Origin of the sequence: Kosakonia sp. 1610 (genome assembly GCF_050435845.1) — a bacterium.
GTDB classification, from domain to species: domain Bacteria; phylum Pseudomonadota; class Gammaproteobacteria; order Enterobacterales; family Enterobacteriaceae; genus Kosakonia; species Kosakonia cowanii.
The window spans coordinates 1,150,226-1,165,379 of record NZ_JBNDKZ010000001.1 but is presented as its reverse complement, the minus strand read 5'-3'; the positions used below and the strand labels follow the sequence as shown (position 1 = coordinate 1,165,379).

General features: G+C 57.4%; 14 protein-coding genes. 8 read left to right on the top strand and 6 right to left on the bottom strand.

The window, feature by feature from the left end:
- Positions 1–17 precede the first annotated feature (17 nt).
- Positions 18–1,613 carry an ABC transporter substrate-binding protein gene (locus ABIC80_RS05630; RefSeq protein ID WP_429175913.1) on the bottom strand — a complete coding sequence of 532 codons (1,596 nt, stop codon included), beginning with the start codon at positions 1,611–1,613 and terminating at the stop codon, positions 18–20.
- Between the two features lie 106 nt (positions 1,614–1,719).
- Between ABIC80_RS05630 and pepT the strand changes: the two genes are divergently transcribed.
- A complete protein-coding gene (gene pepT / locus ABIC80_RS05625; protein ID WP_429175911.1) occupies positions 1,720–2,949 on the top strand; it encodes a peptidase T in 1,230 nt (409 codons plus the stop codon).
- Positions 2,950–2,983: 34 nt separating this feature from the next.
- Here the strand turns inward: pepT and tehB are convergent, their stop codons facing one another.
- Entirely contained in the window at positions 2,984–3,580 is a 597-nt protein-coding gene (gene tehB, locus ABIC80_RS05620) for a tellurite resistance methyltransferase TehB (RefSeq protein ID WP_429175909.1), read from the bottom strand.
- 111 nt (positions 3,581–3,691) lie between these two features.
- Here tehB and ydcK point away from each other — a divergent pair, with 111 nt between their 5' ends.
- From ydcK to ABIC80_RS05595, 5 genes are all read left to right on the top strand, one after another.
- Positions 3,692–4,672 (top strand): YdcK family protein, encoded by a 981-nt coding sequence (ydcK, locus tag ABIC80_RS05615; RefSeq protein WP_429175907.1) that lies wholly within the window; start codon positions 3,692–3,694, stop codon positions 4,670–4,672.
- Positions 4,673–4,761: 89 nt separating this feature from the next.
- Positions 4,762–5,805, top strand: coding sequence for a catalase family peroxidase (locus tag ABIC80_RS05610; RefSeq protein WP_429176486.1), 1,044 nt, complete (start codon positions 4,762–4,764; stop codon positions 5,803–5,805).
- On the top strand, positions 5,805–6,344 hold the full coding sequence (locus tag ABIC80_RS05605; RefSeq protein WP_200580197.1) for a cytochrome b: 540 nt from the start codon (positions 5,805–5,807) through the stop codon (positions 6,342–6,344). Before ABIC80_RS05610 ends, ABIC80_RS05605 begins: the two co-directional genes overlap by 1 nt.
- On the top strand, positions 6,341–6,835 hold the full coding sequence (locus tag ABIC80_RS05600; RefSeq protein WP_429175904.1) for an RNA polymerase sigma factor: 495 nt from the start codon (positions 6,341–6,343) through the stop codon (positions 6,833–6,835). Before ABIC80_RS05605 ends, ABIC80_RS05600 begins: the two co-directional genes overlap by 4 nt.
- A complete protein-coding gene (locus ABIC80_RS05595; protein ID WP_200133574.1) occupies positions 6,832–7,578 on the top strand; it encodes an anti-sigma factor family protein in 747 nt (248 codons plus the stop codon). The genes ABIC80_RS05600 and ABIC80_RS05595 overlap by 4 nt, the downstream gene beginning before the upstream one ends.
- A gap of 3 nt (positions 7,579–7,581) precedes the next feature.
- Here ABIC80_RS05595 and rimL read toward each other — a convergent pair whose 3' ends face one another.
- The 4 genes from rimL to hglS all read right to left on the bottom strand — a co-directional run bounded on the left by rimL (position 7,582) and on the right by hglS (position 12,962).
- Positions 7,582–8,148: a 50S ribosomal protein L7/L12-serine acetyltransferase gene (rimL, locus tag ABIC80_RS05590; protein ID WP_429175902.1), complete on the bottom strand. Its 567-nt coding sequence runs from the start codon at positions 8,146–8,148 to the stop codon at positions 7,582–7,584.
- A 47-nt stretch (positions 8,149–8,195) separates the two neighbouring features.
- Positions 8,196–9,851 (bottom strand): glucan biosynthesis protein D, encoded by a 1,656-nt coding sequence (locus ABIC80_RS05585; protein WP_054803623.1) that lies wholly within the window; start codon positions 9,849–9,851, stop codon positions 8,196–8,198.
- Positions 9,852–10,067: 216 nt separating this feature from the next.
- On the bottom strand, positions 10,068–11,576 hold the full coding sequence (locus ABIC80_RS05580; protein WP_429175899.1) for a carboxylesterase/lipase family protein: 1,509 nt from the start codon (positions 11,574–11,576) through the stop codon (positions 10,068–10,070).
- A gap of 42 nt (positions 11,577–11,618) precedes the next feature.
- Positions 11,619–12,962, bottom strand: coding sequence for a 2-oxoadipate dioxygenase/decarboxylase HglS (hglS, locus tag ABIC80_RS05575; protein ID WP_429175898.1), 1,344 nt, complete (start codon positions 12,960–12,962; stop codon positions 11,619–11,621).
- A gap of 301 nt (positions 12,963–13,263) precedes the next feature.
- Between hglS and ABIC80_RS05570 the strand changes: the two genes are divergently transcribed.
- Entirely contained in the window at positions 13,264–14,187 is a 924-nt protein-coding gene (locus ABIC80_RS05570) for a LysR substrate-binding domain-containing protein (RefSeq protein ID WP_042713059.1), read from the top strand.
- Between the two features lie 147 nt (positions 14,188–14,334).
- Complete coding sequence (locus ABIC80_RS05565) at positions 14,335–15,027, top strand: DUF2076 domain-containing protein (RefSeq protein WP_429175896.1); 693 nt, start codon at positions 14,335–14,337, stop codon at positions 15,025–15,027.
- Positions 15,028–15,154 lie beyond the last annotated feature (127 nt).

Sequence of the window (15,154 nt, the reverse complement as noted above, 5' to 3'; positions counted from 1 at the left end):
AACAGGCGGCAAAACGTTTACTTTTTCAGATCCACCTGCCAGAAGAGGTGCTTGCCAAACGGGTCGACCTCATAGCCCTGCACCTCTTTGCGCACCGGCTCGAAAATCGTTGAGTGAGCAATCATCACCGCCGGCATCTGGTCGTGCATCATCTGCTGCGCCTGTTTGTAGAGCGCGACGCGTTTGTCGTGATCGGTGGTCGCCTTCGCCTCGGCAATCAGCTGATCGAACGGTTTGTAGCACCATTTCGCCGAGTTAGAGCCGCCGTTAGCCGCGGTGCAGGTAAAGAGCGGGCCGAAGAAGTTATCCGGGTCGCCGGTGGCGGTGGTCCAGCCCATTAACGCCGCCTGGTGTTCGCCGCTCTTCACCCGCTTCAGGTATTCGCCCCACTCGTAGGTCACCACTTTCGCCTGCACGCCCACTTTTGCCCAGTCCGCCTGGATCATCTCCGCCATGCGCTTAGCGTTGGGGTTATAGGGGCGCTGAACCGGCATCGCCCACAGATCGATGGTGGTGCCCGGTGGCAGCCCCGCCTCTTTCAGCAGCGCCTTCGCTTTTTCCGGATCATAGTCGTAATCTTTCAGCTCGCTGTCCGCACTCCAGACGCCTGGCGGCAGCAGGTTTTTCGCCGCCGTGCCGGTGCCCTGGAAGACCGCTTTGATGATCGCCGGTTTGTTAATCGCCATCGCCAGCGCCTGGCGCACTTTCACATTATCGAGCGGCGCTTTTTGCGTGTTGAAGGCGAGGAAACCGGTGTTGAGCCCCGCTTTGCTCATCAGCGTAATATCTTTGTTCTCTTTCAGGCGCGGCAGATCGGCCGGGTTCGGGAACGGCATCACCTGGCACTCATTTTTCTCCAGTTTTGCCACGCGCACCGAGGCATCCGGCGTGATGCTGAACACCAGGCGGTCGATTTTCGAACGCCCCTGCCAGTAATCATCGAAGGCAGTAAAGAGAATGCGGGAATCTTTCTGGTACTGCGCCAGGCGGAACGGCCCGGTACCGACCGGGTCGCTGTCGACGCGCTGGGGCGTACCGGCTTTTAACATCGCATCGGCATATTCGGCGGAGAGAATCGAGGCGAAATACCACGCCAGATCGGCGACAAATGGCGCTTCAGGGTGCGCCAGCGTAAAGCGCACCGTGTGATCGTCCACTTTATCGATGGCAGTAATCAGTGAGCCAAATTCGAGGCTTTCAAAGTTGGAGTAGGTACCGTTAGAGACGTTGTGGTAGGGGTTTTTCGGATCTTTTTGCCGCATAAACGAGAAAATCACATCATCAGCATTAAAGTCCCGCGTCGGCTTGAAGTATTTATTGCTCTGAAACTTCACATTTTTGCGCAGATGAAAGGTGTAGACCTTGCCATCTTCGCTGACCTCCCAGCGCTCGGCGAGGCTCGGCTGTAACTCGGTGGTACCGGCTTTGAAATCGACCAGCCGGTTATAAACCGGAACCGCGCTGGCATCCACGCTGGTGCCGGAGGTGTAAAGCTGCGGGTTAAAGTTTTCCGGTGAGCCTTCAGAGCAATAAACCAGTGTTTTCGCCGCCACAGAAGAAGTGACTATCAACGTGGTCAACGCCAGAGCAAGTGTTGTCGGTTTGCTAATCATAGTGTTTCCTGTTGTTTTATTTTTAATGCTTGTTGTTTGCCTGCTCATAAATAACATTAAAGTGAAATTGCAAACACCTGATAATACGAATAAAGAAGGAATCACTATGCCCTCGCCGCTAGCCAGTCAATTAACGCAGCGCTTCTTTCGCTACCTGAGTATCACCAGTCAAAGCGACGCAAATGCCACCACCCTTCCCACCACGCCCGGCCAGTTTGATATGGCCCGCGAGCTGGCCAACGAGTTGAAATCCCTCGGTCTTGAGGAGATTGTTATCGACGATCGCGCCACGGTTACGGCGGTGAAAAAAGGCAACGTTGACGGCGCGCCGCGCATCGGTTTTATCACCCATATCGATACCGTTGATGTTGGTTTGTCGCCGCATATTCATCCGCAAATCCTGCGTTTTGAGGGTGAAGATCTCTGCCTGAATGCCAAAGAAGATATCTGGCTGCGCGTGCAGGAGCACCCGGAGATCCTCGCCTATCCCGGCGAAGAGATTATTTTTAGTGACGGCACCAGCGTGCTCGGCGCGGATAACAAAGCCGCAGTAACGGTGGTGATGACGCTGCTGGAGAACCTGACGGCCGAACATCGCCACGGCGATATTGTGGTGGCCTTTGTTCCCGATGAAGAGGTTGGATTGCGCGGCGCGAAAGCGCTGGATCTGGCGCGTTTTGACGTCGATTTCGCGTGGACTATCGACTGCTGCGAGCTGGGTGAGATTGTTTACGAGAACTTCAATGGTGCCAGCGCGCAGATCGACTTTACTGGCGTCACTGCGCACCCGATGTCGGCCAAAGGCGTGCTGGTTAACCCACTGCTGATGGCGATGGATTATATCAGCCATTTCGACCGCCAACAGACGCCGGAAAATACCGAAGGCCGTGAAGGCTATATCTGGTTTAACGGCATGGAAGCCGTTCAGGGACATGCCAGCCTGAGCGCCAGCATTCGTGATTTCGATAAAGAGAGTTTCGCCCGCCGCAAAGCGCAGATTGGCGAAGTCGCTGAGATGATTGCCGCGCAATACCCGACGGCAAAAGTGGAGTACCGCGTCAGCGATATCTACAGCAATATCAGTAATGCGATTGGTGAAGACCGCCGCGCCATCGATCTGATGTTCGAGGCGATGGAGACGCTCGGCATTACGCCAAAACCGACGCCGATGCGCGGCGGTACGGACGGTGCGGCGCTTTCGGCTAAGGGTTTGTTAACGCCAAACTTCTTTACCGGCGCGCACAACTTCCACTCGCGCTTTGAGTTTTTACCCCTGCGCGCGTTTGAAGCCTCCTACAACGTGGCGTTGCAGCTCTGCCTGCTGGCGGCCCGTTAAGATAAAGCAGCCCGGCAACGGGCTGCATTTTTTATCACGCCGGTTTATGCGCCAGCAGCGTGGCGAAGCGCAGTTTGATGCGGTTGCCCTGCTCATCGGTGCGGTGCAGTTCCCCCACCTCTTCGTTATATTTCAGCAGTTCCCAGCCCGCGTAGTAGTTACGCAGCTCACCCTCTTTGAAAGCAAACGGAAAGCCGACGTTGCACGGATAATCGGCGGTATCCATCGCCGCGACAATCAGGTTATGCCCGCCCGGTTTGGTGCAGCGCTGCATGTTCGCAATCAGCCCCGGAATGGTTTTCGCTTCGAGGAACATCATCACCACGGTGGAGAGAATAAAGTCATATTCGCCGTCGAAAGTGAGGCTATTTAAATCGACGCTGTCGATATGCAGGTTATGCAGCCCTTCCGCGTCACGAATGCGTTGCAGATTGCTCAGGCTGTTGGGGTTTTTATCCCATGCCGTGACGTCAAAGTCTTTATTCGCCAGGTAGAGGCTGTTGCGTCCGTTACCGCAGCCGAGATCGAGCACCTTGCCTAGCGTGATGTAGTTCATCGCGTTCAGCACTTCCGAGTGTGTCGGGGTCATACCATATTTTTCAGTAAAGTAGTTCTCATCACGCATAGTCATTATTCACAGCCTTTAATGGGTATTTTGCATGCATTTTATGAATTTCACCCGTTGATAGCCAGCGCGCAAATATTTGCTACGGTTAAGTAAGAACATCCGGAGAAGATAAGCATGAGCAAATACCGCCTCAGTGATGAGACGCGCCTCTTCAGTTACCCGCTCGGCGGCGAGAAAAAGAGCGTTGCGCTGCGCCAGATTATCGCCCTGCGCGATTTTAATGATGTCACCGCCGGCAGCGCGGGCGGCTGGGTTGATGATGAACAGGTGCTCGAACAGGCGGGGAACTGCTGGATCTACGACGAAAACAGCATGGTGTTCGATGGTTGCCGCATCCGCGACAACGCGCGCATTACGGGATCGTGCGTCATCTGCCTGAATGTAGAAATCAGTGATAACGCCTGGGTAGATGGCTGCGAGTTAAGCCACGGCGCGATTTTATGTGACAACGTCACGGTGCAATCCTCCACCGTGCGCGGCGTCTGCCAGCTACGCGGTGAGGCACGCATTCTTAGCGGTTGCGATATCATCGCCGCGCGCGGATTAACCCAGGAGCGCGAACAGGTGCTGCAAATTTACGATCGCGCGACGGTCAGCCATTCGCGCGTGGTTCACCAGGCGCAAATCTATGGCGATGCGACCGTCAATTACGCATTTATTGAGCATCGCGCCGAGGTGTTTGATTTTGCCCTCCTCGACGGCAATGAAATTAATGATGTCTGGGTGTGCGACTGCGCCAAAGTCTACGGTCACGCCCGGGTGATTGCCGGACGCCAGGAGGATGAGATCCCCACCCTTCGTTACAGCGCCCAGGTGGCGGAAAATGCCCGCGTCGAAGGCAATTGTGTGCTGAAACATCACGTATTAGTTGGCGGCCATGCGCAGCTGCGCGGCGGGCCGTTGCAGCTCGATGAAAAGGTGGTAATTCAGGGCAATGCGCGTATTGAAGGGAATGTGCTTATCGCCCACGAGGTGGAGATTGCCGACAATGCGGTGATCATTGCCGCCGAGAGTGACAGCCTGCTGCTGCGCGGCCCGAAAGTGGTTAACGGCGAGCAGCACATCACCCGCACGCCGCTGGTCGGCTCGCTCTGACGGGCACCCACAAATTTATTTTCATCTGCCGGGAATAAAGCGCCGCGCCCTTCGTCTTATCTGCTCACTATGAGCAGGATGAGCGAATGATGAACAACACTCCTTTAACCTCCACGCAGCTAACGGTGCGCCTCGCGCTGGTTGGCCTGCTGCCGCTTCTGGTTATGCTGCTGTTTCTTTGGGGCGGCGGCTGGCTGACGCCCGAGCGGCTCACCTCGGACAAACTCGTTAACGTGTTACAGCAGTCCGGCGGTGAGCATCCCGGTTTTCGCCGCAACCACGCCAAAGGGATCTGCGTCAGCGGCGAGTTTATCTCCAGCGGCAAGGCCAGCACGCTTTCGCGCGCCGCGCTGTTTGCGCCGGGAAGCACGCCGGTAATTGGTCGTTTTGCCATTGCGGGCGGCAACCCCGCCGCGCCGGATTACGCCGTACCGGTGCGTAGCCTGGCGCTGGCCTTTGAACTCCCGGACGGCGAGCAGTGGCGCACCGGCATGAACGCGATGCCCTTTTTCCCGGTGCGCGGCGTCGACGGTTTTTATGATATGCAGCTGGCAACGCGTCCCGATCCAGCCACCGGCAAACCGGACCCGACAAAGGTAAAAGCGTTTCTTGAGAAGCACCCGGAAGCCGCGCCTTTTCTCGCATGGGCAAAAGCGAACGTGCCCTCCAGCAGTTGGGCCAGCGACCGCTTTAATAGCCTCAATGCCTTTCGCATGATCGACAAAACCGGTAACGAGCAGCTGGTTCGCTGGAGCATGGTGCCGCAGACGCCTTATCAACCCATTAGTGCAGAGCAGAAGCAGGATAAAAACTTTTTACAGCGCGATCTGCGCCAGCGCCTCGATCAGGCCCCGCTGAAGTGGGATTTGGTCATTACCGTCGCCAGCGCGCAGGATGACGGCAGCGATGCCTCGCGAGCCTGGCCTGCCGGGCGGCAAACGATCAATGCCGGTACGCTGGTGCTGAACCGCGCCGTTGAGCAGGCGCAGGGTGACTGCAATGACATCAATTACGACCCGCTGATCCTGCCGGACGGCATTGCCGCCTCGAACGACCCGCTGCTTAATGCCCGTTCATCCGCTTACGCCAAATCCTACAATCTTCGCACCCGCGAACAAGCCGGAGCCCACTGATGAAACAGGTCGCTTATTTCCACCCGCTACTGCGCGCGGTTCACTGGCTGATGGCTATCGCCATTATTGCGATGCTGTTTATCGGCGTCGTGATGGTCTCTACGGTCTCCTCCCTGCACAGCCTGCTGGTGACGATCCATAAACCGCTGGGGTTGATGATCCTTCTGCTGGCGCTGGTGCGTTTGTGGTTACGTTTCTATACCGCCACGCCACCCTTGCCTGCCTCGCTGCCGGTCTGGCAACGCGCAATGGCGCATCTTTCGCACTGGGCGCTCTATGCGATGATGCTGGCACAACCGCTAATTGGCTGGGCGATGCTCTCGGCGGCCGGTTATCCGGTGACGCTCGGCGGCGGATTTGTGCTGCCACCGATAGTGCCGGTGAATAATGACTGGTATGCGCTGCTGCGTCCGTTGCATTCTGTGGTAGCGCTGGCGCTGTTTGTCACCGTAATGGCGCACCTCGCCGCCGCGCTGCTGCATGCACTGGTGCTGCGCGATGGGGTGTTTGAGAGCATGTCGGGAAGCCGCAGACGATGAACGATGATGAAATCCGCGAGGTGATGCCGCATCTCTACCGCTTTGCCCTGTGGCTGGCGCGTAACCCGCACACCGCAGAGGATCTGGTGCAAAGCTGCCTGGCGAAAGCCCTGACGCGACAGCGTGATAATGAACAGAGCCTGCGCGCCTGGCTCTTCACCATTCTCTATCGTCAGTTTGTCGATGGTGAGCGGCGGCGCAAACGCTATCTGAAAGTGCTCGCCTTTTTCACCGGCGAAGAGCCTGGCGGTTTTACCACCGAGTCACTGGCTATCGCCGATGATACGCTTGCCCTCTTTGCCACGCTGCCAACGGAGTATCGCGCCGTGCTGCTGCTGGTGAGCGTTGAAGGGCTGAGTTATAAAGAGGTGGCGCAAACCCTCGACATTCCGCCCGGCACGGTGATGTCACGCCTGTCACGGGCGCGCAAAATGCTGCATGAAAAACTGGAAGGCCAGCCAACGCCGTTAGCGTTAAGGAGATTGAAATGACGTTGCCACCGGATGAACACGATCTGCACGCCTGGCTTGATGGCGAGACCGATGAGGCGACCTCAGCGCGCATTGAACACTATCTGGCGCAGAATCCGCAGGCCGCCCGCGAGGTTGCAGGCTGGCGGCAGGATGCGCAGCGCCTGCGCCAGGCAATGGATCGCCATAGCGCTACGCTTGAGATGCCGGAACCCCGCGCGCTGCGCCGCCAGCAGCGCCAGTTGCGGCAGTGGAAGCTGGCAACCGCCTTCGCGCTGGTGATGGCGCTCGGCGTCGGCGGTTTTACCGGCTGGCAGCTGAAAGAGTCACAGATGGTGCTGGCGCATGCGCCAATGGAGGACGCAGTGCAGGCCTACAAGCTGTTTGATAACACCGCCATCACCCCGATGGATGTGGCGACGACGCAGCAAACAGAGCTGACCCACTGGGTCGGGCGCTACTTTATCAACGGCAATCAGCCACCAAATCTGGAGCAGTATGGCTTTACGCTGGTCGGCGCACGGCTTGTGGCGACGGCGCAGGGCCCGGCGGCGCTGATTATGTATCAGGATCCGCGCGGCACGCGGGTTGGCTGGTATATCCGCCCCTTAAGTCCGGGGAAATTACCCCACGGTGAGCGTAAGGCCGAGGATGTGATGACGCAGTACTGGAGCGACGACCACTACAACTATGCGCTGGTTACGCCGCTGAACTCTCCGGCGGTAAACGGGCTTAGAAAAGCGGTTTCGCAGGCGAACAGCTAAGGCTTATTCATCATTGAGCGTGACGATTTTGCCCCAGATATTCTGATCGTCAAAGCGGCCATTGAGGAACTCCGCCTCTCTCTGGCAGCCTTCGAGGGTGAAGCCGTTAAGCTCTGCGACGCGGTTACTGGCCTCGTTGTCGACCCGGCATTTGATAACAAAGCGGCGGATATCGCCGCGCTGGACGTAGAAGCGCATCATCGCCTGCATCGCACGTGACAAGATACCCTGCCCCTGCGCCGCTTCATCCAGCCAGTAGCCGATGTAGGCCGCTTTGTTGGTCGGCTCAATAGCGTTGAGAGAGAGCACGCCGACCAGCACGTCATCGCGCAGGATCAGGAACATCTTCGCGTAGCCGCGCTGATGTAACAGCCGGTTGCTCTGGGCGGTTTTACGGGTGGTCTCAATGGATGTGACATACTGCGGCCAGTCGAGATAGCGCTGTAAGCTGTCGCGGTTTTTGACAATCAACTGGTGAAGATCGTGGACAAAGCACTCATCAATCATTTCGAGAGTGAGCTGCTCGTCAACTCTAATCACCGCATCCGGGCAAGTCGGTTCCTGTAACATCGTTCCTCCTGAAAAACATCGCCCCCATTCGGGGGCGATTAAAAAGCTTAGCGCATGATGCGGTCGTCTACGTAGTTCCGCTTCTCCGGCGCGGGCGGGAAGTATTGATAGAGCCAGGTTTCGCTGATTGCCTCACCCTGGCAGCGCAGGAACATGCGCATCTCTACCGGGTCGGTCGACGCATTGGTTGGATACCAGTCGAACTGGATTCGATAACCGTCAAACGGCTCGACGTAGAGGATCTCCACCTGTTTCGCTTCCCCGTTTGAGAGCGTAATCACTGGCTCAATCCCTTTCGGCGCGGCGGCTTTCAGATCGCCGCCGACAAAATCGATGGCGAAACGGCGCGCCCACTTCTCAGGATAGTGCTCGCCCGGTGCCCAGCCTTCCGGGAAACCGCCCATGCCGGTCCGCGTCGCATAGACGTTTGCCAGCGGTGAGCGCACCGGCGGCTGCGCGCTCCAGTAGAGGCGATACTCAAAGGCCAGCTCGTCTCCGGCTTTGATCGGTTTTTCCGGCTGCCAGAAGCAGACCACGTTATCCAGCGTTTCGCCGGTGGTCGGGATCTCCATCAGGCTGACCGCGCCTTTGCCCCACTTATTGCGCGGCTCGACCCACAGGCTCGGGCGTTTGTTGTACCAGCCCATCACATCCTGATAGTGGCTGAAATCGCGGTCGAGCTGCAGCAGGCCGAAGCCTTTCGGGTTCTCATCCTGGAAAGCATTGAATTGCAGCTTCTGCGGGTTATTCAGCGGGCGGCAGATCCACTCGCCGTTGCCACGCCACATCGCCAGGCGATCGGAGTCGTGGATCTGCGGGTGGATGGTGTCGCAGACGCGGCGCTCGTTATTGCCGCAGCTGAACATACTGGTCATCGGCGCGATGCCGAGCTGCTTGATCGCCTTACGGGCGTAGAGGCGGTTGTCCACCTCCATAATCACCTGGCTCTTCTCGCAGTGGATGACGAACTTATACGCGCCGGTCAGGCTGGCGCTGTCGAGCAGCGCGTAGACGGTAAAGGTTGTATCGCCCGGCTTTGCCGTTTCGAACCAGAAGGAGGTGAAGTCCGGGAACTCTTCCGGCGTATCGGTAAAGGTATCAATCGCCACGCCGCGCGCGGAGAGGCCGTACTGGAAGGTGTCATCTACCGCGCGGAAATAGCTCGCGCCAAGGAACGAGACAACGTCGCGGCGTGCCAGCTCAGGGGCTTTGAAGGCGCGGAAGCCGGCAAAGCCGAGATCGCTCTGCCCTTCAAGCTGTTTGGTGTCAACGCCTGCGTCGTGGTAGTTGAACAACTCCGGGCGGAAGTGAATTTCACGCGCCTGGTGAGTCCCCTGATCCAGCGAGAACATGCGTACGCGGCGGCGAAAACCCATGCCGACATGGAAGAACTGCACATCCAGCTGGCGGCCTTCAACGTTATTCCATAACGAGTGCTGCGCATCATACTGAATGCTGTTATAGGCTTGCGGCGTCAGGTTAGCCAGCGTCGGCGGCAGCGCTTTCGGCGCGCCTCCCCATGGCTGTTCGGCCAGATCGTGCGCCATGGATTGCAGCACGGAGAAGTCGAAACGGCGGCTTTGACCATCGGCAATATCGGTCTGCGCTGCAGATGCCGCTCGCGAAAAGAGCGAGGCAACGCCAGTGGTGCCGTAAGTTGCCGCGAGGGCCATGGATGCTTGAATAAATCGTCTGCGGTTCATGCCTGGTAACACGTCCTTCTGGTCGTAAAATGGCATTTCGCGATATCGCGAAACAGCGGCAAAAGCGTATGACTGATGAAGGCACCACTCTAGACAAAATTCATTGAGAATCCAATTGTTGGCCGTTGATTATATGAGCAAATCGCGAAATTTTCCCAGGCTTTAGGAGCAGCCTGAAAAATGCGTAAAGTTGTGTATGAACATGTTGCACGGCGATCAATCGAGATTGACATGGTGGCGCATCACCCGACGAAAGAAGCTTAACCGCGCGCGCATAAAGCGCTTCTCCAGCCGAAAACCAGCCTGCTTATTGATGCCGATGCGCAGCAGGCGATCGCGCCCGCCGGTGCAGGCTTCCCACGTTACCGGGCCGGGCAAAGTTGTGGTTGCCGAACCGGCATGAGTAGCAAAATGGACCCAGTAATCGGCAACCTGCGCGGCAAAGGCGAGATCGCGTTCATTGACATAATCACATGACGGCTCCGACAGGCGCAGGTTGTCAAACACATAGGGCACGTCATTCCCGTGCCAGGCGCCGTTGATATAGGTGTCGTGCATCGCTTCGGCGACGTAATCGAACCAGTAACGCCAGCAGGGCTGGTTCACCTGCTGCTGCGCCTGCATCACCACCAGGCCGAGGGTGGTAAACGCCATATCACGGCACACCTGGCGGCCAAGCTCTGTATCGCCGCGCACGCCCGGATAGAGCAGCCGGATAAGCCCGAGGCCGAAACGCTGCTTGCGGCGCAGCTCACCGATTTTCCCTGCCAGATCGACGCCAAACTCCGCCATCACACTCGCTTCATCGCTGTTCGAACCAACGATCACCGGCATCGGGTGCTGACGCCCGGCAAAGAAGGTATCAAGGGATGGTTCCGGCAGCACGATATCGCCCGCGATAGGAACAGGATCGACTTTAAACGGGGTATCGAGCGGCCAGAATGCCTCCGCCGGGATCGCTCGCAGCTGTTCCGTGCTGGCATTTTCCAGGCCAAAGTGCGCCGCAATCGCTTCGCCTTTTGCCAGCGCAGCCTTACGCGGCGTATCCGGTAAGGTGTAATTGCTCTGTACGATCGCTTTATGGAATAGCCCTTTTGCCTGCGGCGAAGCCATGAGTGACATGACGCTGCGCGCCCCGGCCGATTCGCCAAACAGCGTCACATTGTCGGCATCCCCGCCGAACGCGGCGATATTTTCCTGAACCCACTGCAAGGCGGCGATTTGGTCAAGCAAGGCAAAGTTGTAGATGCGCTCCCCGGCCTCTGCCTCCAGCGCCGGATGGGCAAAGAAGCCGAGATGACCGAGACGATAGTTGACGGTAACCAGCACCACGCCTCGCGCTGCCAGCGCTTTACCATCATAAGGCGGCAACCCGCCCGCGCCGATGGCAAAGCCGCCGCCGTGCAGCCAGACCATCACCGGTTTTTTTTGCGCAGATGAACGGGGTGACCAGACGTTGAGATAGAGGCAATCCTCCGAGAAAGTACCGGGATCGCCACCGCCGAGCAGGCGGCAGAACTCCTTGTTTTGCCAGCTTGAGGCGGAAAAACGCGTCGCATCGCGCACGCCCTGCCAGCACTCAACCGGCTGCGGCGCGCGCCAGCGCAGATCGCCCGTGGGCGGCGCAGCAAAGGGAATGCCGCGCCAGACGTCAATTCCCTCTTCGCGACACCCCATTACGCTGCCCTGTCGGGTACTCACAATTGGGGTTGATGCATTTTCCATAATCATATCCAGAACGTATTGAATTCTGGCAGATTACCGTTTTTACAGCAGACCGCAACGGCGTTTGCTGCGCTCTTCAGCCTGTTGATAGAGGGCAAACTCATCGAGCACCGGGCAGCCGAGTGCGGCTTCAAACTGCTGCTGGCTGGCGTTGCCGTGGCTGCGCGCCTGGGTCGCATTCCCGAGATTAGACTGGAAAATCCCGGCGGCGCTGACGGGCAGGAAATCTTCATAGATGATGGGCTGCGCTACGACCCAACCGCGCTCAATCAGCGGCTGCGGATCGTCACCGGGGCGAATCGCCTGGCGGTGCGCCTCCCCGGTCGGCGTCAGGCGATAGCGGAACCACGCCAGCCCCTGCTTGCGCAGCAGCATCTCGCTGTCGGGAAAGGCTTTAAACACCTCCTGCAAATGGAGCTGATGCGTGAGGTTATCTTTGCCTGTCCCTGCACTGTTCAGCAGTCGGTCGTAGAGTTCGCGTCCTTTCTGCGTCAGCGCGACGCCGCGCTGCTCAATCTCACCAAAGCGCGCCGTGTGGGTGCCGTGATGCTCGCCGCTGAACAGCACCGGCTCATCAAGGGCTTTAAAACTGGTCTGGCGCAGCAGGATCGGCACTTCGCGGCGCGGCGGCCCTTCAATCAGGATTTTTGGCTCAATGCCATACTCCGGCATCAGCGCCTGCACCCGGTCAATATCCAGCGTGCGCGGGGTTAAGTGGTTGATATGGCAGCCGGGGAAACAGACCACATCGGCAATTAAGCGATGCTCGTCATGCAGCGCCTGATAGGTTTTTTCATCGACGGTAGCATGGCGGTGCCAGCGAAACGTCTCCAGCGCCTCTTTGACAAACAGCTCTGCCTGCTGAGCAGTAAAGCCGCCGTTCAGTTCATGCACTTCAATAAGTTGCCGACAGGCAGGCGTGAAGATGTCGCGCTTCGCCAGAATCGCTGCCGCCCGGTCGCGTAACGTCTGGTTTTCAATCAACTCCAGGCGTAACAGCGAGGTGAAGATGCGAAATGGATTGCGCGATAGCGCTCCATCGTCAATCGGACGAAAAGCAGTGGAGTGAACCGGCACACCGGCCTGGGAGAGGTCGTAATAGCTGACCGGGAACATCCCCATAATGGCAAACATGCGCCGCAGGGTGGAGAGCTCCTCCGCGCTACCAACGCGGATCGCGCCGTGGCGTTCAACGTTCAGCCTGGCAAGCTCATCGGCGTTCACCAGCTGTTCGTGAAGACGCGGATTGTGCTCCAGTACAGCGAGGTTCACATCAGCCACAAGCTCCAGCAAGGTGCCATATTGCGGGACTTCCTGCTGGTACATGGCCGACATCGCCTGCGAAAATTGTTCCCTGATCTCATCTGCCGTGATGCTGTACGTCATAGTCTTCTCTCTCCACGCTGTTATCTCTGGAGTGTAGAGAAGGCTGCCCGCGCCCGTGCGGGGAAATTTACAAAGTGTGATCGTGGCAAAAAACGCGCGTGTTCCGCTCGCATTCGAACATAACAAAAGATTATGAAACGCGGCGCGAACAAAACCCTGGAAACATGCTGGTTTCGTCACATTGCGGGCAGAATGTGTTTGTAACTCAAAAGGATTGGATGTTAATAATATTTTGCAAACTGGTTATCAAAATTAAATAAATCTGCGAGCCACCTTCGCCACTCGGTTTTAACATTATCTTATGGAAAAAAACGCTCTCTTTTCACAGCGCATCCGACTGCGCCACCTGCATACTTTCGTCGCGGTCGCGCAACAAGGAACATTGGGTCGCGCTGCTGAAACTCTTAACCTGAGCCAGCCTGCTCTCTCAAAGACCTTAAATGAACTTGAACAGCTTACCGGCAAGCGGCTGTTTGAACGCGGACGCATGGGCGCGCAGCTTACCCATGTTGGCGAGCAGTTTTTAAGCCATGCGGTGCGGGTGCTGGACGCGGTCAATATTGCCGGGCAGTCGTTAAGCGATCAGGAAGAGAAAAACTGTGAGTTGATTCGTGTCGGCGCGCTTCCCACCGCCGCGCTGGGTATTTTACCGGCGGTGATTGGCCAGCTGCACAAGCAGCAACCGGATATCACCATTCAGGTGGCGACCGCCAATAATCCAATGCTGCTGGCCGGGCTGAAAACCGGCGAGCTGGATGTCGGTATCGGGCGCATGTCCGATCCGGATCTGATGTGCGGCTTACACTACGAACTGCTGTTCCTGGAGTCGCTTAAACTGGTGGTGCGCCCGCGTCACCCGCTGTTGCAGAGCACCGTCACTCTGAGCCGGGTGCTGGAGTGGCCAGTGGTCGTGCTGCCGCAGGGCACGGTGCCGCGGCAGAACGCCGAAGAACTGCTCGCCAGCCAGAACTGCACCCTGCCGACCGGCTGTATTGAAACCCTTTCAGCCTCTCTTTCACGACAGCTGACCGTTGAATATGACTATGTCTGGTTTGTTCCATCCGGGGCGGTGAAAGACGATCTGCGCCTCGGCTCCCTGGTGGCGCTGCCTATTCCACCGCTGGGCATCGGCGATCCGATTGGCATTATCACCCGCGTCGACGCCCCGCTCTCTCCGGCTGTGCTTACCTTAATCAGCTATATCCGTAAAACGCTGCCCGATTAATGTTTCTCTGCTCTAAATCTGCTGTGAAAGAGGCTTGTTTACCTTTACCTGAAACCAATCTTAAACAAACATTTCAGCACGAGGACGCCAGCGAAAGGCGCTGATAGACTCAAAGGTACTCACGACAGCAAGAGGAAGATCATTGTTATGCAATATGATGAACAGCAGCTTATCAATGGGCTTTTTCAGCGCCTGAAACAGGCTGAACAACAAAACGGCCAGCGCGATGCGCAAGCCGAGCGGCAGATTGCTGAGCTGGTCAAACAGCAGCCAGCGGCACCCTACTATATGGCGCAATCGATGCTGATCCAGGAAGCGGCATTAAAACGTCTGCAGACGCGGGTGCAGGAGCTGGAAAATCAGCTGGCGCAGCAGCAGAGCCAGCAGCCATCCGGCGGCGGGAGCTTCCTCAGCGGTCTGTTTGGCGGCAATAAAAACCAGCCTGCTCAGCCCGCGCAAAACTGGGGCGCGCCACCGGTGCAGCAGCAGCCACCACAATATGCCTCCCCGGCACCCACCGCGTCGCGCGGCAGCGGATTTATGGCGGGCGCATTGCAAACCGCCGCGGGCGTGGCGGGCGGTGTGGTAATCGCCGATATGCTGACCAGTATGTTTCACCACTCACAGCCGCAAGAGATCGTGAATATCATCGAGGAACCCGCGGCTGCCGCAAGCGATGTCACGCAAAATGATGCCTTTAATTCCGATGCATTTAATAACGCTTCCGACACGCACTTTCTCGACAATAGCGATCCTTACCAGGCAGACAGCGTGAGCGATTATCAAAATGATGATTTCGGCAGTGACGATTTCAGTAACGATGACGACAGTTTTATTTAACCCTTAAATCACCTCCTGCGCCGGATAGCACTGTGTTATCCGGCTCTTAAATTTCTGGCGCTGCCCTCAAATAATCATCTTCTACAGCGATTTTTCGCTGCGCCACATCACGATCGTTGATAAGCGG